This window comes from Acinetobacter brisouii CIP 110357, assembly GCF_000488275.1.
Lineage (GTDB): Bacteria > Pseudomonadota > Gammaproteobacteria > Pseudomonadales > Moraxellaceae > Acinetobacter > Acinetobacter brisouii.
The window spans coordinates 494,726-518,715 of the sequence record NZ_KI530762.1 but is presented as its reverse complement, the minus strand read 5'-3'; the positions used below and the strand labels follow the sequence as shown (position 1 = coordinate 518,715).

At 41.4% G+C, this 23,990-nt stretch carries 16 protein-coding genes and 1 pseudogene; 11 read left to right on the top strand and 6 right to left on the bottom strand.

Translation table 11 applies throughout. The features are described from left to right. Nucleotides 1-22: 22 nt before the first annotated feature. Entirely contained in the window at nucleotides 23-2,086 is a 2,064-nt protein-coding gene (locus P255_RS02475; protein WP_004903284.1) for a bifunctional diguanylate cyclase/phosphodiesterase, read from the bottom strand. Nucleotides 2,087-2,717: 631 nt separating this feature from the next. Continuing rightward, nucleotides 2,718-4,910, bottom strand: coding sequence for a carboxy terminal-processing peptidase (locus tag P255_RS02470; protein WP_004903282.1), 2,193 nt, complete (start codon nucleotides 4,908-4,910; stop codon nucleotides 2,718-2,720). 195 nt (nucleotides 4,911-5,105) lie between these two features. Here P255_RS02470 and nagZ point away from each other — a divergent pair, with 195 nt between their 5' ends. The 4 genes from nagZ to pta all read left to right on the top strand — a co-directional run bounded on the left by nagZ (nucleotide 5,106) and on the right by pta (nucleotide 11,190). Then, nucleotides 5,106-6,134: a beta-N-acetylhexosaminidase gene (gene nagZ, locus P255_RS02465; RefSeq protein WP_004903279.1), complete on the top strand. Its 1,029-nt coding sequence runs from the start codon at nucleotides 5,106-5,108 to the stop codon at nucleotides 6,132-6,134. 90 nt (nucleotides 6,135-6,224) lie between these two features. Further along, on the top strand, nucleotides 6,225-7,490 hold the full coding sequence (locus tag P255_RS02460) for a glutamate-5-semialdehyde dehydrogenase (RefSeq protein WP_004903278.1): 1,266 nt from the start codon (nucleotides 6,225-6,227) through the stop codon (nucleotides 7,488-7,490). Between the two features lie 310 nt (nucleotides 7,491-7,800). Continuing rightward, complete coding sequence (locus P255_RS02455) at nucleotides 7,801-9,003, top strand: acetate/propionate family kinase (RefSeq protein WP_034426352.1); 1,203 nt, start codon at nucleotides 7,801-7,803, stop codon at nucleotides 9,001-9,003. A 27-nt stretch (nucleotides 9,004-9,030) separates the two neighbouring features. Further along, on the top strand, nucleotides 9,031-11,190 hold the full coding sequence (gene pta / locus P255_RS02450) for a phosphate acetyltransferase (RefSeq protein WP_004903275.1): 2,160 nt from the start codon (nucleotides 9,031-9,033) through the stop codon (nucleotides 11,188-11,190). Between the two features lie 48 nt (nucleotides 11,191-11,238). Here the strand turns inward: pta and P255_RS02445 are convergent. Then, nucleotides 11,239-11,397 (bottom strand): annotated as a pseudogene (locus P255_RS02445) (SAM-dependent methyltransferase); the annotation flags it as partial. 255 nt (nucleotides 11,398-11,652) lie between these two features. Between P255_RS02445 and P255_RS02440 the strand changes: the two are divergent. The 3 genes from P255_RS02440 to P255_RS02430 all read left to right on the top strand — a co-directional run bounded on the left by P255_RS02440 (nucleotide 11,653) and on the right by P255_RS02430 (nucleotide 14,425). Further along, the gene (locus P255_RS02440) at nucleotides 11,653-13,179 is read left to right on the top strand and encodes a fumarate hydratase (RefSeq protein ID WP_004903272.1); all 1,527 of its coding nucleotides are present in this window, start codon (nucleotides 11,653-11,655) and stop codon (nucleotides 13,177-13,179) included. 125 nt (nucleotides 13,180-13,304) lie between these two features. Continuing rightward, nucleotides 13,305-13,721, top strand: coding sequence for a DUF2059 domain-containing protein (locus tag P255_RS02435; RefSeq protein ID WP_004903270.1), 417 nt, complete (start codon nucleotides 13,305-13,307; stop codon nucleotides 13,719-13,721). 149 nt (nucleotides 13,722-13,870) lie between these two features. Continuing rightward, nucleotides 13,871-14,425: a DUF2059 domain-containing protein gene (locus P255_RS02430; RefSeq protein WP_004903268.1), complete on the top strand. Its 555-nt coding sequence runs from the start codon at nucleotides 13,871-13,873 to the stop codon at nucleotides 14,423-14,425. Nucleotides 14,426-14,472: 47 nt separating this feature from the next. On the opposite strand, the gene clpX is transcribed toward P255_RS02430, so the two are convergent. The 3 genes from clpX to tig form a co-directional block, all read right to left on the bottom strand. Beyond that, a complete protein-coding gene (gene clpX, locus P255_RS02425) occupies nucleotides 14,473-15,780 on the bottom strand; it encodes an ATP-dependent protease ATP-binding subunit ClpX (RefSeq protein ID WP_004903267.1) in 1,308 nt (435 codons plus the stop codon). A 27-nt stretch (nucleotides 15,781-15,807) separates the two neighbouring features. Further along, entirely contained in the window at nucleotides 15,808-16,413 is a 606-nt protein-coding gene (gene clpP / locus P255_RS02420; RefSeq protein WP_004753838.1) for an ATP-dependent Clp endopeptidase proteolytic subunit ClpP, read from the bottom strand. Nucleotides 16,414-16,607: 194 nt separating this feature from the next. Then, the gene (tig, locus tag P255_RS02415; RefSeq protein WP_004903265.1) at nucleotides 16,608-17,942 is read right to left on the bottom strand and encodes a trigger factor; all 1,335 of its coding nucleotides are present in this window, start codon (nucleotides 17,940-17,942) and stop codon (nucleotides 16,608-16,610) included. Nucleotides 17,943-18,261: 319 nt separating this feature from the next. Here tig and P255_RS15430 point away from each other — a divergent pair, with 319 nt between their 5' ends. From P255_RS15430 to leuA, 4 genes are all read left to right on the top strand, one after another. After that, the gene (locus P255_RS15430) at nucleotides 18,262-18,432 is read left to right on the top strand and encodes a hypothetical protein (RefSeq protein ID WP_004903263.1); all 171 of its coding nucleotides are present in this window, start codon (nucleotides 18,262-18,264) and stop codon (nucleotides 18,430-18,432) included. A 490-nt stretch (nucleotides 18,433-18,922) separates the two neighbouring features. After that, a complete protein-coding gene (locus tag P255_RS02410) occupies nucleotides 18,923-21,145 on the top strand; it encodes a TonB-dependent receptor (protein WP_004903262.1) in 2,223 nt (740 codons plus the stop codon). Nucleotides 21,146-21,225: 80 nt separating this feature from the next. Beyond that, nucleotides 21,226-21,909 (top strand): Fe2+-dependent dioxygenase, encoded by a 684-nt coding sequence (locus P255_RS02405; RefSeq protein ID WP_004903260.1) that lies wholly within the window; start codon nucleotides 21,226-21,228, stop codon nucleotides 21,907-21,909. A gap of 371 nt (nucleotides 21,910-22,280) precedes the next feature. After that, nucleotides 22,281-23,978 (top strand): 2-isopropylmalate synthase, encoded by a 1,698-nt coding sequence (gene leuA / locus P255_RS02400; RefSeq protein WP_004903259.1) that lies wholly within the window; start codon nucleotides 22,281-22,283, stop codon nucleotides 23,976-23,978. Nucleotides 23,979-23,990 lie beyond the last annotated feature (12 nt).

Below are 23,990 nucleotides of genomic sequence, written 5' to 3'. Positions count from 1 at the left end.
GATCTAACTGCCTTGGCATTTCTTAACTGGTATATATAGCAAATTTGTGTTCTAACACTTCTTTAGGAAATGGTTTTCCTAATAAAAAGCCCTGAAATTGCTGGCAGCCTAAACGGTTGAGAATTTCCAGTTGTTCTTCAGTTTCAATGCCTTCAGCCGTAATGGTTAAACCCAAATTTCGGGTGAGCTGAATCAGGCTGGCTAAAATCAGTTCATCTTTTGAACCGCGATGTAAATCTTTAATAAAAGCTCGGTCAATCTTCAATTCATTGACTGGCAAATCTTTCAAATATAAGAAACTTGAGTGACCTGTACCAAAGTCATCAATCGAGAGTTTCACACCTAATTTACGGATTTTCTGGAAAATTTCGATACTTGAGTCAATATGATGCATGGCAGTACTTTCGGTAATTTCGATAATCAGATGGTTTGTATCAATCTGATATTCTTCAATATACTGCTTTAAAGTTTGTATCAGTGATTTATGCTCAACCTGCACTGCCGACAAGTTAATCGAAATTGGATAAAAGTTTTGCTCTTGTTGTTCCCACAATTGAATCTGTTTACAGGCCTGCTCCATGACCCAATACCCCAAAGGAATGATTAACCCTGTTTTTTCTGCCAAGGGGATAAACATATTTGGGCCAAGCAATCCCATTTTAGGATGCTGCCAGCGAATTAATGCTTCAACACCACAAATTTTACGGTATTTATTAAATTTCGGCTGATAAAATAAAACAAACTGATCTTCTTCAATAGCCTTAAAGAGATCATTAATCAGTTTGGATTGATGGCGTTCTTCATATTCCTCAATATTATAATTAAAAACACTATAGGTATTACGCCCCTGCTCTTTAGATGCCTGCATCGCAATATCTGCATGCATTAATAATTCTTGCAGATGCTCACCATGTTCAGGATACATGGCAATACCGATACTTGCCGTAATATTAATATTACGTCCTGAAATACTAAAACCCTGCTGAATATCTGTCAGAATTTTTTGTGCTAATTCTTCTGCCTGCCCAACAGAAGAATGTTCTGCGATCAGCAAAAATTCATCACCGCTGATGCGTAATAAAGTTTGGCGCTCTGCGATTTGCTCAGTGATGCGATTGGCAAATTGCACCAACAACTGATCCCCCACATGATGACCAAATGCATCATTAATGGATTTAAAACGATCCAAGTCAATGTAGATGACTGCTATTTGCTGACGATGCAAACGATGTTCAGCCAGAATCATTTTGACATAATCATTTAAATACAAACGGTTCGGTAACTGAGTTAAAGTGTCATGCGTTGTTAAGTGCGTTAACTCTTTATGAACCTCTGTCAGTTGACGATTTCGTTCTTCCAGCCTTAATTCTAGTAATGCCACAAAAAATGCAGCAATCAGAATTAGGCAGGCAACAATTACTATACCTAGTATCACAATATGACCAGATGTTGTTGTTTGAAGTACATGGCTACTTTTTATATTAAAATGCGCCGCCCATATGCCCGCGTAGTGCATTGCTACAATACTAAAAGCTACGATAAAAGCGACAGCTATTTTTAAGATAAAGGCATTATTTTGAACATTTTTTAACCTAAAGGCTAACCATAAGCTCGCTCCAGATCCAAAAACCGCAATCATGACTAAAATTCCAGTCCACAAGACATCATATTGAAGTGTCTGTTTTAGAGGAATGAATGTCATCATGGTAAAATAATGCATCAAAAAAACAGCACTTCCAATACCAATAGCCCCCAAACCTAAAGCATAACGCTCAAGCTTAGGCTGCATCAGTAACCAGGTAGCACCTAGTGCAGCAACTAAGATACTTAAATATGACGGGAGTAACAGCCATTTCTGCAGAAGAACGCCATCTGGCTGTTGTATCATCCACATACCAAAAAACTGTAAAGACCACACAATGAATGCAGAAAAAATAACATTCATTAAAATGATCGTTTTCTTATGCTGCTGATACAAAAAAAATTTAAACAGTACCCCTTGTAATGCAATCATGGCATAGCAGATCAATATGGCTACAATCATAGCACCCACAACCAAATTGACGTGATCATTGAGTTCTGTCATTTCATATACCCAAATTTGTTTTTGTAATTGACCTGCTTCTTTTTCAAAAGCCTATTCATAAAAACCAGAAAAAAATATGATTAGATGTTAACAGAATCATTTTTAACGCAAATACAAAGTAGATATCATGGTTATTTCAAAATCGAATTTATATTTTATAGTAATCTGTTTTAGTTCAAAAAAATACGTTTAAGTCGGGTTATTTAAAAATATCTTAAAAATTTACTTTGCTGCATATTGGTGACAGTATCAAAAAACAATTTTTATAAGATCTCAAATCAACATTTAAAACCTATAATTATGCAATCCTTTATTTATAATATTTTGATTTATAATATTTTTGTTTTAATTGCTCGGTAAAACTAAAACATATCCCCATGATGTATAAGAAAAATTAAATTAGCTTATAAAAGAAGCCTATAGGTTTACTTACAATTTTTATTATTAATCGACACACAGCTTATTTTTATTTAGGCATTAAATGACTTATTTTTGTTTTTTAGAAAAACTAAAGATTACTCTTTATTTTGAAATTTATTTAAATTAATTCATCATATTTATACAAACTCAACTCAGTATATTCATAAAAAAGGCTCGGTTAATGCCCGAGCCTTTTCATATTATTGGTTAATTAATTACCTGATTTTTGTTGCTGCAATTTTGCGTAATCAAGCAATACATTGGCTGCTTCAGTCACAAAAGCTTCTTCCTCTGGTAATGCTGGGCGGACATTGGCTTTCAATTTAGCGCGTGTTTCACTAAGCGCATCAAGAGAGGCCTGATAACTACTCCAGTCTTTATACGGTTTAAGTCCTGTTTGCTGACGGCGTAAGTTCTCAGCATCCAAAGTCTGCTTTTCTAAAGTATCAAGTTCAACTTTACGCTGATCCAAATTCAGAGGCAGGCGTTTCTCATCATCCGTTTTCTTGGCAAGCACACGACGCGCTTCCAAATAACTAAACTGAGGATCTTGATTCACACGCTGTGCTGACAGTTTTTCTAGTTCAGGTAAATACGGCTTGATTACACCTTCACGCTTAAATGGTGCTGTTGGAATCGTGTCCCATTTCAAGGCATTTTTGGCTTTACGTTCACCGAACTCATCATTCCAGATATCAACCAGTTTAATATCTGGAATCACACCTTTGTTTTGTGTGCTGCCGCCAGTAATTCGATAAAATTTACGCTGAGTCAACGTTGCCTGACCATAAGCCAAAGAGTCTAGCTGAACTTGTGCAGTACCTTTACCTGTCGTTGTACTACCAATAATAATGCCACGGCCATAATCCTGAATTGCAGCAGAATAAATTTCACTTGCCGAAGCCGATGCCAAGTTCACCAACACGGCCAAAGGCCCTGCATAGGTCTGTTGACCCGCGTCATTATCTTCAAAGACGTTGACGTTACCATTACCATCGCGGATTTGTACAACTGGACCAGACTTAATCACTTGGCCAATCATACGTGACACTTCTTCAAGTGAACCACCTGGGTTATTACGCAAATCAATAATAATCCCTTCAACATTCTGTGCTGAAAGTGCTTTTAGAGCATCATTGGTATCTTTGGATACGGAACGATAGTCAGCACCATCACGGCGCGCACGATAGTTGAGATAAAACGATGGGATTTCAATGACACCAAAAGTATGCTGTTGACCATTACGGTTAACTTTCACAACACGTGATTGCACACCCTGATCATCTTCTTTAATCACATCACGCGACAAAGTCACTGTACGTGCCTGACTCATTGGTGCACCTGCACCCAATAGTTTTAAGGTGACATTGGTGCCACGCTTACCACGAATCAACCCGACAATTTCCTGACTCGACCAGCCGACCACATCGACCATTTTGTCACCGCCTTGGGCAACACCGATAATACGGTCGCCTGCTTTGACCTGACCAGACTTGCTCGCCGGCCCGCCATCTACAATGGTTTCAATTTTGGTATAGTCTTCATTACCGCGTTCAGGGCGAATCGAGACCCCAATCCCTTCTAGCTGCAAGGTGGTTTGACGATTCAATTCCATTGCATCAGTAGGTGGGAAATAATTACTGTGTGGATCGTAAGTCAGTGTCATGGAGTTCAGGATTTTATCCAGAACATCATCACTCTTGGTACGGCCAATACGTTCTAATTGGCGAGTATAACGCTTGGTTAGCGTTTGCTCAGGCGTTAAATCTTCAGAACTTAAATCTTGTCCCTGCGCCAAAGCAGGGTCTGCTTTAAGAACTTTTTGTTTCGCCAGATCTTCCTGCTTGCTAATCGTCAGGTTGATCAGCTGCGATAGCAGCATTTTATGCCAGTAATCACGCTGCTCGATTTCTGTTTTAAAATACGGCGCTTTTTCGCGATCCGTATCGATATAGTTATTTTTCTGTTCTAGATTTTGTGGTTTTTTCAGCTCGGCCAGCATATAGCTATAAAAATCTTTTAAACGCTGACGATACTGCGCATGAATCGCATAAGGCGCGGTTAAATCACCCGCTTTGAGCGCTGCTCCCAAGGTTGCACCATATTTTTGTTTATACGAGGCAACATCAGATGCCAAGAAAACCGTATGGTCTGGGTCTAGGCTATCCAGATACATGTCTAAAATACGATTGGAAGTATTGGCATCCAAACGCATATTCAAATAATGTTGGCGGTCTACCAAGGTCGCAAGTTGACGTGTCACCAATTTTTGCGCTTGTGTTGGCTGCACTGACTGTACAACAGACTCTGCATTGGTCGCGGCTGTTGCCTCATTAATAACATGAGTAAAGAATAGACCACCCGTTGCGAATGCAACTGCGCAAGCGATTGTTTGAAGTTTCATATATTAATCGGACTTCCTTGGGTTTCACCAAAAATTACATAGCAATAATATTTAATTGGACTTGAATATTCAGGATATTAATCAAAGTCTTTGTACCATGTCGTGTAGTTTTATCATATTCTGTGCTGACAAAATGTAGCAAATCATTGCAAAATTCAATCTCTATTTGCAATTCACCCAGTAACGGAAGCTCTTATGATTGGCGCGTTGATGCTCGATATCGCAGGAACCACCCTGACTCCAGAAGATATTGAATTACTGAAAAACCCTCAAGTGGGCGGTTTAATCCTGTTTGCACGTAATATTGAGTCACCACAACAAGTTCGTGCCTTGACCGATCATATTCGCAGTGTCCGCCCTGAAATCCTGATTGCCGTTGATCAGGAAGGTGGCCGCGTTCAACGCCTGAAACAAGGTTTTACATTATTGCCTGCAATGGGCCGCTTTGGTGAACTGTATCTTGAGCAACCTGAACATGCCCTAAACTTAGCAGAGCAATGTGGCTGGCTGATGGCAACTGAAGTTTTGGCAGTCGGTATAGACTTTAGTTTTGCCCCCGTACTGGACTTAAATGACATTAGCGATGTGATTGGCGACCGCGCCTTCGCTAAAAACATGGCAGATATTGTGCCACTAGCACGCGCTTTTATGCAGGGTATGCACGCAGCAGGTATGGCAACCACAGGCAAGCATTTTCCTGGACATGGCTCAGTCAAAGCCGATTCGCATGTTGCCGCCGCGATTGACTCGCGCAGTTATGATGAAATCTATGCACATGACATGCAAAGCTTTATTCAACTCATGCCTGACCTCAATGCGCTCATGCCTGCGCATGTGATTTACCCGCAAGTCGACGCCAATCCTGCGGGCTTTTCTCAGCATTGGATTCAAACCGTGTTACGCCACCAGCTTCAGTTTGATGGCGTCTTGTTCTCAGATGACTTAAGTATGCAAGCTGCCTGTGTTGCAGGTGGTGCAGATGCCCGAATTCAGGCGGCATTAAATGCAGGCTGCGATATGGGACTGGTGTGTAATGACCGTGCAGCCGCCATTGTTGCTCTCGACAGCATTCAAGATTTTGCCTTACCTAACCAGCAACGTCTGGAACGTATGCGTGGCAAGATCCCAGCACTACATCTCACCGACAATCTAGCACTTGGTGAAGAGTGGTTACAGGTCAAACACCGCATTGAAGAATTCAAAAACAGTACAATTCATACCTAAATTTCCTCAAAACGCCTGCATCATCAGGCGTTTTATTTTTTAAATAACACTGTTACTATCAGTGATGATTTTTTAAGTGATCTTAATATTATGCAACAGTCTATTGCGGAGTACATGCAGACCGTCGGTCAACAGGCTCGCCAAGCCTCGCAAACATTAGCGAGCGCTTCGACGAAAACCAAAAACCAAGCACTTATGGCCATCCATGATGCATTGGAACAACAACAAGCTGAAGTTTTGGCAGCCAACCAAATTGATATGCAAAATGGTCGTGCCAATCAACTTGACAGCGCTTTACTTGACCGTCTAGAGCTTACCCCCGCACGCTTTGCAGCAATGTTACAAGGTCTAAAAGATGTCGCTCAGCTCACCGATCCGATTGGAGAGATTACCGATTTGGCTTATCGCCCTTCCGGGATTCAGATTGGTAAAATGCGCGTGCCTTTAGGTGTCGTGGGCATGATTTACGAATCACGCCCGAACGTGACCTTGGAAGCTGCATCTTTGGCACTCAAATCAGGTAATGCGATTATTTTACGGGGTGGCTCTGAAGCACTCCAGTCCAACAAAGCCATCGCACATGCCATTCAGCTTGGTTTACAACAATCAGGTTTACCTGAAACATCAGTACAAGTCATCGAAACTGCAGACCGTGCAGCCGTGGGTCACCTCATTACCATGACTGAATTTGTCGATGTGATCGTGCCACGTGGCGGTAAAGGGTTGATTGAACGTATTAGTCGTGAAGCGCGCATTCCTGTAATTAAGCATTTAGATGGTAACTGCCACGTTTATGTCGATTCACAGGCGGATCTCGACAAAGCCCTTGCAATTGCCTTCAATGCCAAAACTCACCGTTATGGCGTGTGTAATGCCATGGAAAGCCTGCTGGTACACCAAGCTGTTGCCGAGCAGTTCTTACCTGCGATTGCCGCAAAATATGCTGAAAAACAAGTTGAGCTTCGCGGCTGTGAACAGACTCAGAAAATTTTGGGTCAGCAAGTGATTGCTGCAACCGAAGAAGACTGGTACACCGAATACCTTGCACCAATTCTTGCGGTAAAAGTGATTGCCAATATGGATGATGCGATTGCTCACATCAACAAATACGGTTCACACCATACCGATGCGATTGTCACTGAAAACTATACCTTGGCTCGCCAATTCCTGGCTCGGGTTGACTCAAGCTCGGTGATGATTAATGCCTCAACCCGCTTTGCCGATGGTTTTGAATATGGTTTAGGTGCAGAAATTGGCATTTCTACCGACAAAATCCATACTCGAGGCCCTGTCGGTCTAGAAGGCCTGACTTCTCAAAAATGGATTGTGCTTGGGGATGGTCAAATTCGCCAGTAAGCACCCGAAATAGATAGCGATAGATTCTCAAAGTGAGAAAACTTGCTTTGAGAATTAAATATTTTAAAAAAAAATATTGGTGATTTTTAAAAAGAATATGGGTAATTTTAAAGAATATTTAGATAAATTATTGATAAAGCTAGGTTTAATCAATAAAAATATCATCATAATTCTAAAGTCGTATCGGCTAAAGTCTAGCTTGGACTAAAAAATAACCCATGTTAAAAATAATGTATTCGATCAGTCAGGTTCTTTCCTAGCACGGATCATGAACAGGAATATGATTTCAATTAAAATTGGGAATAATGACGTGTCTACATCTGTTTTAGTGATTAATTGCGGTTCTTCTTCCATTAAATATGCATTGGTATCAGAACGCCGTGAAGATCGTATCTACGGGCTAGCAGAGAATCTTGGCTCAGAAAACGCGCGCATCAAAGGAATTACTGCGGGTGGTCAACCCCTTGAACTGGCTATTCCAAATGCCAACCATGAACAAGCGCTAGAAACCTTGCTAGAACGTCTTTCTCATTATAATCCACAAGCGATTGGTCACCGTGTCGTACACGGCGGGACTTTAACCAAAGCTCATTTATTAACACCAGATATTATTCAGCGTATTCGTGAAGCAACTCCGCTTGCGCCATTACATAACCCTGCCCACTTGGTAGGGATTGAAGCAACTATGCGTTTGTTCCCTGAACTACCACAAGTTGCCGTATTTGATACTGCATTCCACCAAACCATGCCAGCACATGCCTACCGCTATGCTGTACCAAAATTCTTATTTACCGATCATAACGTGCGTCGCTATGGTTTCCACGGTACTAGCCATGCCTATGTTTCAGAGCGTGGTTCTGAGCTTGCTGGTAGCCTGAAACAAGGTGGCTGGTTAACAGCACACCTAGGCAATGGTAGCTCGACCTGCGCAATCTGGAATGGTCAAAGCGTTGATACTTCTATGGGACTCACTCCACTTGAAGGTGTGGTTATGGGTACACGTAGTGGCGATGTTGACCCAAGTATTCATAGCTTCTTGGCAAGCAACCTTGGTTGGGACATTTTCAAAATTGATAAAATGCTCAACAAGGAAAGCGGCTTACTTGGCCTATCGAACAACTTGTCAAATGACATGCGCACCTTGATTGAAGCTTCTGAACAAGGCAATGAAGATGCTACTTTAGCGATTGAAGTGTTCTGCTACCGTTTGGCAAAATCTTTAGCAGCACTGAGCTGTGGCCTACCACGTATTGATGGTTTATTCTTCACAGGTGGTATTGGTGAAAACTCAGCCTACATCCGTGAAAAAACCATGGCATATTTGCCGCACTTTGGTTTCAATCTCGACAAAGAGAAAAACAATACGCTAAAACGTGGTACTGAAGGCCGTATCGATGCAGGTGCAGGTCCTCAAATCTGGGTTATTCCAACGGATGAGGAAGGCCGTATCGCAAAAGAAACCGAGCACGTCGTAGAACAGCTTAGCCGTGAGGCAAACGCAGCGATTGCTTAATCAATAAAATTACAATCAGGTGTTTTTATGAATACCCTTCTTCTTATTCCAACCGAGGAAAGCGTGGGTTTAACCTCCGCTTGCCTCGGCATGATTTATGCACTGGACTGTAGCGGCATTAAAGCAGGCTTCGTCAAACCTTTTTGTCAGGAACAAGACCAGCACCATAACCGCACAGCTGCTTTATACGCACAGCTTTTTAAAACACAAGCCACACCATCGATTACGCATCGGCAGATCTTAAATGCGATCAACTCAGGTGAAATTGATGAATTACTGGAAGATGCGGTTCGGCTGCATCGTGAAGTAGCAAAACATCATAAAGTTATTATTGTTGAAGGCTTACTGGCAACTACAGAAGATTATTTTGCCAATGAACTTAATGCTCAGCTCGCAAAAGCGCTCGATGCCAAAGTAGTTTTGGTGAGCAAAGCTGATTTAAATCAGCCACGACAAACTGCAGAGAAAATTGAAGCTAGCTTACGTCACTTTGGCGGTGTAGAAAGCAAACGTGCTGCAGGCGTGTTGTTTATGCGCACCAAAGGCTTGGCTGAAAGTGCAGCACAAATTCCAGTGGCACTCGACACATCTCTACGTCTTGAAAAAGAAATTACCGAGTTCACTACTCAACTACAAAAATTCAATCGTTATATTGGAACAGCAGCACTCCCTGTGGTAGGTCTGGTTCCATTTAGCAATACGCTCAGTGTGCCTCGTACTCTTGATATTTCAAGCAGCATCAAGGCGACATGGATTAACCTAGGAAATGCTGCTCAACGTCGCGTGCTGCACACGAGTCTAATTGCATCTAGTATTGAACATGAACTGAATAAATTTGTCGCTGGCGAACTAATTATTAGTGCCTCTGAACGCATTGATGTAATTTTGGCAGCTAGCCTTGCAACACAAAATGGCGTGCCAATTGCAGGTTTAATTCTGACTGAACGTGAAGCGCCAAATGCACAGGTTTTAGAATTTTGTAAATCGGCCACTCAACAAGGCTTACCGATTTTACATACCTCACTCAATACGTTAGAAACTGCGCAGTGCCTTGCAAGCCTGAGCAATGAAGTTCCAATCAATGATTTAGAACGTGCAGAGCAAGTGACTCGTTTTGTTTCAAGCCATCTTGATCCAAAATGGTTAACTCAACACAGTGAAGCTGCAACCCAGCCACGCTTGTCTCCTTCGGCTTTCCGTTACGAGTTGGTACAAAAATCAATTGCAGCGAAAAAGCGTATTGTTCTTCCTGAAGGTGATGAACCACGTACCGTTGAAGCTGCAGCAATCTGTCAGTCACGTGGTTTGGCACACTGTATTTTGCTCGCAAAACCAGAACAGGTTCTTGAAGTGGCGAAAGCACGCAATATTGAACTGCCAAGTGATCTGGAAATCGTTGATCCTGACAGCATTCGTGCGCAATATGTCGAGCCGATGGTACAACTGCGTAAAGGCAAACTCAATGCTGCTCAAGCGGAAGAACAACTGCAAGATACCGTTGTTCTCGGCACGATGATGCTGGCACTCGATCAGGTTGATGGTCTGGTTTCTGGTGCAGTACATACCACCGCAAATACAGTTCGCCCAGCCTTCCAGCTGATTAAAACAGCCCCTGAGTACTCTCTGGTTTCTTCTGTGTTCTTCATGTTGTTGCCAGATGAAGTCTATGTCTATGGCGACTGTGCGATTAACCCAGATCCAACTGCCGAGCAATTGGCTGAAATCGCCATTCAATCTGCCGATTCTGCCAAAGCTTTTGGTATTGAACCACGTATTGCCATGATCAGCTACTCAACAGGTACATCAGGTGCCGGTGCTGACGTGGAAAAAGTCGCTCAGGCAACTACCATTGCACAACAACGCCGTCCAGACTTATTGATTGATGGTCCATTACAGTACGATGCTGCTTCGGTTGAAAGTGTCGGGCGCTCTAAAGCACCGAATTCACAGGTAGCAGGTCGTGCCAATGTGTTTATTTTCCCTGACCTTAACACAGGCAACACCACCTACAAAGCAGTACAACGTTCTGCCAATGTAGTGAGTGTCGGCCCAATGCTGCAAGGTTTGAATAAACCTGTAAATGACTTGTCACGTGGCGCTTTGGTTGATGACATCGTGTTTACGATTGCATTAACTGCGATTCAGGCGGAACAACAAGCTGAAGCAAAAACAGCAAAAGCTTCTTAAGCTCCAGTTAAAATTAAAAAAGCCATTCAAGCATCTTGAGTGGCTTTTTTATTGCGGCTGCTTTTGTGCCAGCCAAACGGTACGCCCTGTACAATCACCATCTTCAGCAATCATTTCTACGACCTCAAAACCATACTGCTGCCACAATCTTTGGTATTCATCGCTCGCTAAACAGGCATGATAAAGTGCCTTTCCAAACATTTCACCACACTCTTGCATATAAATATGTACCGCGTAAATCTATTCATTAACGACCATACTGACGATAAATTTCGATAATATTTTCTGCGAGGTTTTCTTGAGTCACGAAGCGATATTCCTGTTGTTAAAGTTTCAGCTCATTTTTATATTTCTACTTGTATTCGACCTTGGATCAAAATCTCGGCAAAACTGCCCACAGACTGCTCATTTTGTCATATAATTTAGCCCGCTAGCTAACAGCCCGCTCAAGAGACTTTTGATATGACGACCATTATCAAACAAGATGACTTGATCACTTCGGTCAAGGATGCCTTACAGTTTATTTCATACTATCATCCACAAGATTTTATTCAGGCGATGAGCCGTGCGTATGATCGTGAAGAAAACCAAGCCGCTAAGGATGCAATCGCACAAATTTTAATTAACTCGCGTATGTGTGCAGAAGGTCATCGCCCTATCTGTCAAGATACCGGGATTGTCAACGTGTTTGTTGATGTGGGCTTAGACGTTAAATTTGATTTAACCATGAGTCTTGATGATGCAATCAACGAAGGTGTACGCCAAGGTTACTTAGAAAATACCAACGTACTTCGCGCATCAGTTTTAGCAGATCCTGCATTTGGTCGTAAAAACACCAAAGACAATACGCCAGCAGTGATTCACTACAAACTCGTACCTGGCAACAAAGTTGATATTACTGTTGCAGCCAAAGGTGGCGGTTCAGAAAACAAATCAAAACTTGCAATGCTAAATCCATCTGACTCAATTGTGGATTGGGTACTTAAAACTGTTCCAACCATGGGTGCAGGCTGGTGTCCACCAGGTATGCTCGGGATCGGGATCGGTGGTACTGCTGAAAAAGCCATGATGCTTGCAAAAGAAGCACTTATGGAAGAAATCAACATGGACGAATTGCTTCGTCGTGGTCCTCAAAGCAAAATGGAAGAGCTTCGTATTGAAATCTTCGAAAAAGTAAATGCTTTGGGTATTGGTGCGCAAGGTCTTGGCGGTTTAACCACTGTCCTTGATATCAAAATCAAAGACTACCCTTGCCACGCTGCAGGCAAACCAGTCGGTATGATTCCAAACTGTGCGGCAACTCGCCATGCGCATTTCCAACTTGATGGTTCAGGTCCTGCACATATTCAAGCGCCTAAACTTGAGGACTACCCACAAGTCGCTTGGGATGCTTCTAAATCTAAACGTGTCAATCTAGACACCATCACTCAAGAAGAAATGAACTCTTGGAAACCAGGTGATACGCTACTTCTTAACGGTACAATCTATACAGGTCGTGACGCTGCGCACAAACGTATGGTTGACATGTTAAATAACGGTGAAGAACTTCCTGTAGACCTTAAAGGTAAATTTATTTACTACGTAGGCCCTGTCGATCCTGTACGTGATGAAGTGGTTGGCCCTGCTGGTCCTACAACTGCAACGCGTATGGACAAGTTCACTCGTCAAGTCCTCGAAGCGACTGGCATGTTCGGTATGATTGGCAAGGCAGACCGTGGCCCTGCTGCTGTTGAAGCAATCAAAGACAACAAAGCAACTTATTTGATGGCTGTTGGTGGCGCTGCATACCTCGTATCTAAAGCGGTTCGTCAAGCTGAAGTGGTTGCATTTGCTGACTTGGGTATGGAAGCAATCTACAAGTTTGTCGTTGAAGATATGCCTGTATCTGTTGCTGTCGATGTGAATGGTACATCTATCCATGCGATTGCACCAAAAATCTGGCAAGAGAAAATCGGTAAGATTCCTGTTGTAGATGCAACAGCGGGTTAACCGAAATACATCAAAAAACACGCCTCAGGGCGTGTTTTTTTATTTAGATTATTAGGACCTGTTAACACTTACAAATGTAACATTACAAAGCCCTATTTATACCGAATGCCATAAGGTCGTTTCTCATGCAACTCAAAAGTATTAGTCAGATTTTAACTTTACTTGGAGGAATGTTTTTCTTTGACTTGAGCCATGCACAGCCCGCATCTCCCAACTCGATTGATCAACTCTTTGATATCTTAAAAATAAAACAAAATACTCAATCCATGGTCAAGCCACAGCAACTACAAATGCTCGGTCTAAATAAAGAGCAGTTCTGGCAAGATGTTGAACCACAATTGAAACAGCTTTATCAAAAAAACCTCTCCGAAGAAGAAGTTCAGGCACTGAACCGTTTTTATCGCACTCCTGAAGGGCAGTCTGCAGCAGCCAAAATGCCAAACCTAAGTCAGGAAACCTACAACGTCGTAGTTCACAACATGATGAACAATAGCGCTGTAAATCATGGTCTATTTAAAGTCTTAGGTATCGACAGTGAGTAATTCTAATTAAACTCAGTTCTCAGCTGTAATCTCTATGCTTGCGCCTCCCTCACATCCCAATCTCAATAAAAATAGTTTAGACTTAAATATTCTTCGATTACGATAGGTCACTCATTCTAAAAATCATTCAAATATTTAGGATAATCATCATGTTTAAAAAAACTATTACTCACTTTATCTTGGCTTGTGTTTGCTGCTACAGTTTCAGCCAAACTGCGCTTGCAACGCCTGCACAACCCGCTTCTGTTCAGGAATTAATACGACTCTCCAATGCCGAACAATTGGTAAAAGAGGCGGTGAAAAACTACGCACCGTATTTCCAAAAACATTCAGAACAAGTCATTAAAGACTACACAGGACATCAAACTCTCACCGAACAAGATCAAGTGGCAGCACAAAAAATTTCCAAGATTTTTGTAAACACGGTAGAAGTATTTTTGCAGCAAGCAAAACCTATTGAAATAATCCAAAATATTTATACAAAGCAATTATCTGAAGAAGAGGTTCAAGCCTATATTCGCTTCCTAAAATCTCCTGAAGGACAGTCTATTAACAAAAAAATGCCGATTATTTTGCAACAGACCGTCCAGCAAATTAACCAAGCTACTGAAAAACTCACTCAAGATAAAAAATTTCAACAGCAGATGACTCAGCAAATTGCCGATGTCCTTAAACCGTTACCGAAAAAAGCCCCTAGCAAATAATCAAGCATAAAAAAACGCGCATGATGCGCGTTTTTTTATATAGCAAATTAAGCTGATTTCGAATCAATAATCTTTAAATCAGTTTTCTCAGCCAATGGTTGTTGAGCTTTGTGTACACGCTCAGCTTTAACTTCTGGTTCAGCCTTATCATTAATCACAGCTTCATTGATAATGATTGTGCCTACGTCAGTACGGCTTGGTAAGTCATACATGGTATCGAGCAAAACATTTTCCAGAATTGAACGCAAACCACGCGCACCTGTATTACGTTCCAGTGCTTTTTTCGCAACTGCATGCAACGCAGATTCTTCAAATACCAAGTCCACATTTTCCATATCAAACAAATGTTGATACTGACGGGTTAATGCATTTTTCGGTTCAGTCAAAATCTGAATCAATGCCTGCTCATCTAGCTCATCTAGCGTAGCAATCACAGGTAAACGACCAATAAATTCAGGGATCAAACCAAAGCGGACCAAGTCGGTCGCTTCAACCTGACGGAACAATTCAGAGACTTTTTTATTGTCATCTTTATTCTTCACTTCAGCATTGAAACCAATCCCGCCTTTTTCCTGACGTTGCTGAACAATTTTTTCCAATCCAGAGAATGCACCACCACAAATAAACAAAATATTTGAGGTATCAATCTGAATGAATTCTTGCTGCGGATGCTTACGCCCACCTTGTGGTGGAATCGATGCCACAGTACCTTCAATCATTTTCAGCAAGGCTTGCTGCACACCTTCACCCGATACATCGCGAGTGATGGAAGGATTTTCTGATTTGCGCGTAATCTTGTCGATTTCGTCAATATAGATAATCCCTTTTTGTGCTTTCTCGACATCGTAATCCGCTTTTTGCAATAGCTTTTGTACAATGTTTTCAACATCTTCGCCAACATAACCAGCTTCGGTCAGTGTTGTTGCATCTGCCATAGCAAATGGTACGTCAAGCAAGCGTGCCAAAGTTTGAGCCAGTAAAGTTTTACCTGAACCTGTAGGACCAATCAGCAAGATATTGCTTTTCGCAATCTCAATATCGTCATGCTTGTGCCCTGTTTGTGACACTTTTAAGCGTTTATAGTGGTTATAAACTGCCACTGATAAGGTTTTCTTCGCAATATCCTGACCAATAACATACTGGTCAAGCGCTGCGCGAATTTCATGTGGCTTTGGCAAAGGACGGCTTGCCCAGTCACCTGAGTCGACTTGTTGACTGGTTTGTACCAAGTCAAGACATACGTCCACACACTCGTTACAAATGTATGCGTCCTCGCCTGCAATCAGTTTCCCGACTTCAGACTGCGTTTTACCGCAAAATGAACAATGTTTTTGTCCTTGAGGATGGTTGGACATATTTTCTCCAATAAATAATCTTTTACATTATGGACGTTTAGTTAATACAGCATCAACTAAGCCATACTCTTTCGCAGCCTGCGCGGTCATGAAGTTATCACGATCTGTATCTCGTGCAACTGTTTCATAGTCTTGACCGCTGTGTTCTGCCATCAAGCGATTTAAACGCTCTTTAATAAACAGGATTTCACGTGCATGGATCTCAATGTCAGATGCCTGTCCACGGAAACCACCGAGTGGCTGGTGAATCATGACACGCGCATTTTCCAAACAATAGCGCTTACCTTTTGCGCCTGCATTAAGCAAGAATGCACCCATAGATGCAGCCTGACCCATACAGATCGTTGAGACATCAGGCTTGATAAACTGCATGGTATCGTAAATTGCCATACCTGCCGTTACTGAACCACCTGGTGAATTAATATAAAGGTGTATATCTTTATCTGGGTTCTCTGCTTCTAAAAACAACATCTGCGCGACAATTAAATTTGCCATGTTGTCTTCAACTTCACCCGTAAGAAAAATAACACGTTCGCGTAACAGACGTGAAAAAATATCAAATGAGCGTTCACCACGTGAGGATTGTTCAACAACAACTGGAACTAAAGCATTTTCTATGTTTGGAACATACATACGTTTATTTATTCCTAAATTTTTATGACTTAAACCATGACAACAATATGCGCGATAAAAGTCAAAATTGCAAAACTATTCCTTATCTAAATAACAGATAAATAATCGGATTACACGTATTATCCACTGTATTAACAATTTTTCTACAGCATAAAAAAAGGCGCAACAAGCGCGCCTTTTTTTATGTCAAAGGATTAACCTTGTTGACGAGCTTGTTGCTCTTTCAGTAACTCTTCATAGCTTACCGCTTTGTCAGTTACTTTAGCAGAAGCCAAGATGAAATCTACAACTTGGTCTTCCAACACAACAGCTTCGATTTGCTGACGTTGTTTTGCATCGTTTTTGAAGTATTCAATCACTTCAGTTGGATCTTCATAAGAAGAAGCCATGTCTTCGATGTAAGCATCAACGCGAGCTTGATCAACTTCAAGTTTAGCATCAGCCAATACTTTGCTTACTAATACGCCAAGTTTAACTGACTTTTCAGCTTGTTCTTTGAACAAGTCATCTGGAAGCAAGCTAGAATCAAACGCTTTCGCACCTTGTGCACCAAACTGTTGAGTGAATTGCTGAATCATTTGTTGACGTTGACGGTCAATTTCCTGAGCAACCATAGCATTTGGAACTTCGATTTCGTTTGCAGCAACCAATGCATCAAATGCAGCTGCTTTAACTTGGTTACGAAGACCATTTTTCACTTCACGTTCCATATTTTTGCGAACGTCAGCTTTTAGTTTTTCAACGCCTTCTTCTTCAGTAAGACCGAAGATTTTTAAGAATTCAGCATCAATTTCTGGAAGCTTTGGCTTTTCAACTTGTTTAACAGTGATTTTGAACTGAGCTTGTTTACCTGCAAGGTTTTCAGCTTGGTAATCTTCTGGGAAAGTAACGTCGATGACTTTCTCTTCACCAGCTTTCATGCCAACGATGCCATCTTCAAAACCAGGGATCATGCGACCAGAACCTAAAACAAGTTTAAAGTCTTGTGCAGAACCGCCTTCAAAAGTTTCACCGTCAATAGAACCTTCAAAATCGAAAGTTACTTGCATGTCTTTTTTCGCCATACCTTTGGTCACAGCCCAAGTTTGACGTTGTTTTTGCAAGTTTTCGATCATGACATCAACGTCTTTATCGTTGATTTCAGTTTGCTTACGTTCAACTTCTAAAGTATCAAACGCGTTAACTTGAATTTCTGGATAAACTTCAACAGTCGCTTCAAAAACTAAAGCATCATCTTTGTTTTCAACTTTCTCAATGTTAGGCATACCTACAGCATTGATTTTTTCTTGTTGAATTGCTTCAAATACTGTATCGCGAATGATGTCATTTACAACTTCTTGATAAATGCCTGCGCCATATTCACGGCGTACAACATTTACAGGTACTTTACCTGGACGGAAGCCGTTGATTTTCGCAGTTTTGGCAGTGCGTTTTAAGCGAGCTTCAAATTGCTCGTTAACACGGCTCGTCGGTACAGATACATTTAAACGACGGGCAACGCCCGAAACCGCTTCAGTCGTTACTTGCATGGCTTCCTCAATATCTAGTTAGTAGTAGCAAATTTTTAAAGTCGCCTATTATAAGCCATCATGACACGATATACAAAATTTGGTTCGAGATTATTTTAACGTCATCTTCTATTTTTGGCTTTTTTATGCCGATTTGATGACAAGTATCAGCAAATCTCACGATGAGAAAAATTAACCTGAACTTAAAACTCATAAAAAAGTAGCAATTTTCTTCTGATGCATCATATAAATCTTTTAAAGTGCAACACTTTCACAGCACAACTTACAATTCATCTGATTAGACTGCAATCTTGAGAAATCCTTCTGGAGAAGAAAGGCTATGAGTATTTTAGATGAAGTGGGAAAAATTGCGGGTGCGATCATCGCGGAACAAGGTGTTGATCAGCTTGACCCAGACGCTAATCTTCTTGAAAAGGCTGCAAGCGCAATTGCTGGTTATGAAGCGGCAAAAATTGCCGAGAACAAATTAGAAAATCCTGAGGATGAATAACAACCTTCAGACGATCAATCTTGATTTTTTATTAGCGACTATTTTGAATCAAATTTCTGAGAACAGGTGCCATCAGTTCAGTTGTTAACTTTAGAGTTGATCGGTTTTTAATACAAAGCCATCAACTCCCCCATCATGAAAAAACTAAAATTGCTATTTTACAGCGCGGCTGTAGTCTACCGAAACATCACCTCTTGTAATGCTTTCACTTCAGTTAGGCGAATAAGTCTTATTTCATTTCAATACAGCATTTAGATTAAAATAAATGACAATCATTATTATTTACACTTAATTTTAACATTCTAATTTATATTTTCAATTTACAATTAAATTCAAATACTTAACTTCAATATATAAACTCTTACCTCAAAAATCCACGATTAATTCACATTTTTAATCGTTTTTTTCTATTGTAAAATAGTGTTATTCTAAACAAGAATTATTAACATTTAGCGAATTGTTACCATCTAAAATTATAGAGCCTTTCATTATGTCGTTTATCCGAACCCGTAAGAAGATTGTTTCTTCTGCAATTGTCTCATCACTTTCACTTATGGCAACTACAACGACCATTGCAGCAGATGAAACAGCAGAATTACCAACCATTTATAGTCATGCGGTGGCTACAAAAGATGGTTTAAAAGTCAAGCAATCTGCAAATAAAAAATATGTTGCGCCTTTACTCGACACCCCAAAATCTGTTGCGGTTATTTCACAAAAATTATTAAAAGACACCAACTCCAATACCCTTCTCCAAGCACTTGCCAATGAACCTGGAATTACTTTAGGTGCAGGTGAAGGTGGTACGCCATTTACCGATATGCCTTATATTCGTGGTTACAGCAGCCAAAGTTCAATTTATGTAGACGGTATTCGTAACACGACTTCACAAAACCGAGATATGTTTGCGATTGAACAAGTTGAAGTCACAAAAGGTTCAAGCTCTGCAATTTCTGGTGGTGGCGGTGTTGGTGGCAGCATTAACCTGATTAGCAAAGTGGCTCATCAAGGTGACAAATACCAAGGTTCGATTCAGGGTGGCACAGACAACTATCGTCATATTATGCTGGATGCCAACAAAGATTTTGGCAACGGCGTTGCAGGTCGTGTTGTGGTTATGGGTCATCAAAATGATAAACCAGGCGCAATCGATGGCGCAGAATATAACCGTGTCGGAATTGCCCCAAGCCTTGCATGGGGATTGGGTACAGCAACGCGTGGAACTCTAAGTTATTATTATCTGCAAAGCTACGACGAACCCGATTCAGGTATTCCATTTTTAACGACAGGTGGCAAGCCAATTTATGTGAAACAAGGCACATACTATGGCTGGAAAAATCGTGATTTTGACAAACGTGAAAACCACATTGGAACCTTCAAACTTGAACATGATTTCAATGATAATTTGACGTTATCCAATACCGCATCATATACCAAATCAAAATCTGACTACGTCTATACCAACCCTGATGATTCCAAAGGTAACATTGCAGCATACGGTACAATTTCCCGTCGGGCACTCAGCCGTATTGTCGACACCGATGCTGTGAGCGATCAATTGGCATTAACAGGTAAATTTAATACAGGTAGCTTACAACACTCGTTTAACATCGGTACAGAATGGAGTTATCAGTCATCTGAACAAGGTGTACACACCTTTACCAACAGCTTAGGCACCACCTCAACCGTACACAGCACTGACTGTTCACCAACAACGACCAATATCGGTGGCTGGTGTACCTCTGTGAACAACCCAACCAATGGGTTATATACCGATACTCTCGGAAGCATCAAAAACCAGTACACCACACGTAGTACAACTGCAGCAGTCTATGCACTGGACAGTATTGAATTTAATCCACAATGGCTACTCAACCTTGGCGTGCGTTGGGATCAATTCGATACAGAGCGTAAATATTATAAAAATACAACCAGTGGAAGCACCACAATTCCTGCTGGCACAGTTCTCCAAAGTGATTCAAATTACTTTTCTTACCAAGTGGGTCTGGTCTTTAAACCAGCAGAAAATGGCAGTATCTATGCAAGTTTTGCAACCTCTGCAAACCCTGTCGGTATTGACCAAGGCGATGGTGCAGATTCAGTTTCAGCAAGTTATGACGATCTCAAACCAGAAGAAGCACGTACGGTTGAACTGGGCACCAAATGGGATTTATTTAACAACCGTGCCAACCTGACGGCTGCCGTGTTCCGTACCGAAAAGCAAAATACCCGTGTCTTGACCGATGCAAACACCTATTCCAATGTTGGTAGCAGCCGTGTCAATGGTTTTGAAATCGACCTCAAAGGTCAGATCACCGATAAATGGGATATGTCTGCCGGATATAGCTATTTGGACAGTGAGCTGACAAAAGCTGCATATAATGCAGCGGCAACAGTAGGCAAGCCATTACCATTTGTTGCGAAAAACAGCGCGACACTTTGGACAACCTATAAAGTGTTACCAAAACTGACCATTGGTGCTGGCGCTCAATATAAAGATCAGGTTTATGCAAATACTTCAAGTAACAAGTACTTACCTGCTTATACTATCTATAACGCCATGGCAAAATACGATGTAAACAAGAATGTAAATATTCAGTTGAATGTCAACAATATCAGTAATAAACGCTACTTCACTTCAGCTCAGGCAGCTCACTATGCGATTGAAGGTGATGGACGTAATGCTGTACTTGCAATCAACTTCAAATACTAATTTAGCACTGTAATCTCTGACCATTTCTTGTATACACTGGAAATGGTCTTTTTTATTTTTGAACAACGTATCGAGTTATTATGATTCATCATATTCCAAACGTATTATCAAAAGAAGAAGTCGCAGAATTTCGTCGTCTGATGGAAGCTGCCAACTGGGTCGGCGGCAAAGTGACCGCAGGCACATTATCAGCCTCAGTCAAACGCAATCAGCAGCTCTCTGAACAAGATCCACTGACTCATGCCTTAAGTGAGCGAGTGATCCAAGCCATTTGGAAAAACCCGATTTTCCAAGCAGCTGCACTCCCCCATCATATTATTCCGCCTTTATTTAACCGTTACGATGAAAGTGAAACCTTTGGCTTTCATGTCGACAACTCGATTCGCCTGATTCGCGGCACCAGCCACCAGATCCGCACCGATTTGTCCTGTACGCTGTTTTTAAGTGAACCCGATGAATATGATGGTGGTGATCTGGTGATTGAAGATACTTACGGTTATCATGAAGTCAAACTACCTGCAGGTGATGTGGTGTTATACCCATCGACCAGTCTGCACGAAGTCAGTACCATTCACCGTGGTACACGTTTTGCCTCATTCTTTTGGGTACAAAGCCTGATTCGTGAAGACAGCAAACGGCATTTATTGTTCAACTTGGACGAAAGTATCCGCAATCTGCGCGCTGCACATGGCGATACTCATGCTGAAGTGATGAAACTCACCAATATTTATCACAACCTGATTCGCATGTGGGCAGAACTCTAAAGCAATCTCGCTAATTTCCCGAAAATATCTTCGGATCACTTTGGGAAATTAGATTTTATTTGCATTTTTAACCCAATAAATAGAAAAAAATTTCAGGCATTGTGTAAAAAGTGCAAAAAACGAAAAATATTTTTTATACAGCAGACTTATAATGATTATATTGAGTAATGTACCCGAGGTATTATGCCAATGTTATTTGCGATAGCATCTGCCCTGTGGTTTGAACTGCGTTACACGCGCATATAATTTTATTTGCTCATTCAGTGTAAAAAACTGAAATATAGTTGAATTCACTTCGTTTAGACACAAAATAATATAGTAGATTGCCCAATTACCCCTCGGCATATGCTGCTATGCAAGGAGCTACCCCCATGATGTTGGCTGACCCAAGCAAAAAATACCGTCGTATGTACCAACGCGTCGATTTACCCGATCGCCAATGGCCAAACAAGGAAATTACCCAAGCCCCTATCTGGATGAGTACTGACCTTCGTGATGGTAACCAAGCCATTTTTGAACCGATGAATATGGATCAGAAATTCAAAATGTTCCAGATGTTGGTGAAAATTGGTTTTAAGCATATTGAAATTGGCTTTCCTTCTGCATCACAAATTGACTTTGACTTCACACGCAAGTTAATTGAAGAAAATCATATTCCAGATGATGTCTACATCGAAGTTTTGGTTCAGGCGCGTGATCATTTAATTCAACGCACTTTTGAAGCATTGGTAGGTGCCAAACGTGCCATTGTGCATATTTACAACTCCAACTCACCGACTTTCCGTAAAAAAGTCTTGAATGTCGATGTTGAAGGCGCACGTGCTTTAGCCATCAATGCAGCCATCAAAGTAAAAGAATATGCAGCACAGTATCCTGAAACTGAGTGGGTATTCCAATATAGTCCTGAATGTTTCTCTGCAACCGAATTGGAAGTCGCTAAAGCAGCGTGTGATGCTGTGACTGAAATTTGGGATGCACGTCCAGACAAGAAAGTCATTTTAAACTTGCCTGCGACCGTTGAAGTGTCGACACCAAACGTCTATGCCGACCAGATTGAGTGGATGCACCGTAATATTGAACGTCGTGACGGCGTGTTGATTTCAGTTCACTGCCACAATGACCGTGGCTGCGGAATTGCAGCATCTGAACTTGCGATTATGGCAGGCGCTGACCGTGTAGAAGGCTGTGTTTTTGGCAATGGTGAACGTACGGGTAACGTCGATGTCGCTGCAATCGCCTTGAACATGTACACTCAAGGTGTTGCGCCAAACTTGGATTTCTCCAACATTAATGAAGTGATTGCGACTGTAGAAGAATGTACAGGTTTACCAGTTCACCCACGCCATCCTTATGCTGGTGACTTGGTATTTACTGCATTCTCAGGTTCTCACCAAGATGCGATCAAAAAAGGGTTTGAATTCCAGAAAAACGAAGAAATCTGGGATATGCCATACTTGCCAATCGATCCAAAAGACTTGGGACGTGACTATGATGCTGTGATTCGTGTCAATAGCCAGTCAGGTAAAGGCGGTATTGCTTACTTGCTTGAATCGAACTATAACGTCGTGTTACCGCGTCGCTTGCAAATTGAATTTAGCCAAGTGATTCAACAGCATACGGATGCAACTGCTAAAGAAATTTCAGCAGATGAAATCTGGAACTTGTTCAAAACAACTTATGTCAGCATCAAAGACAAAAATTACGTCGCAAAAAACTACAAATTATCTGATGAAAATGGCAATCAGATTATTGATGTTGAAATTGATATAGACGGCGAAACTCAGCATTTACGTGGTGAAGGCAATGGTCCAATTTCTGCAATTGTCAATGCACTTCAATTGCCGATCGATGTCTTGAATTATGAAGAACGCAGTATCGGTTCAGGTGCACATGCCAAAGCATTGACCTTAGTTGAATTACAGGTCAAAGGCACAGGTAAAAGTGCGTTTGGTGCAGGTATTCACGACAACACGGTTACCTCATCAATTGAAGCCATCTTTGCTTGTACTAATAGCTTGATTGAACAAGGCTTGCTTAGCACCAGCGATATTATTTCTGAAGCTGTTTAATCTTAAAAAAAA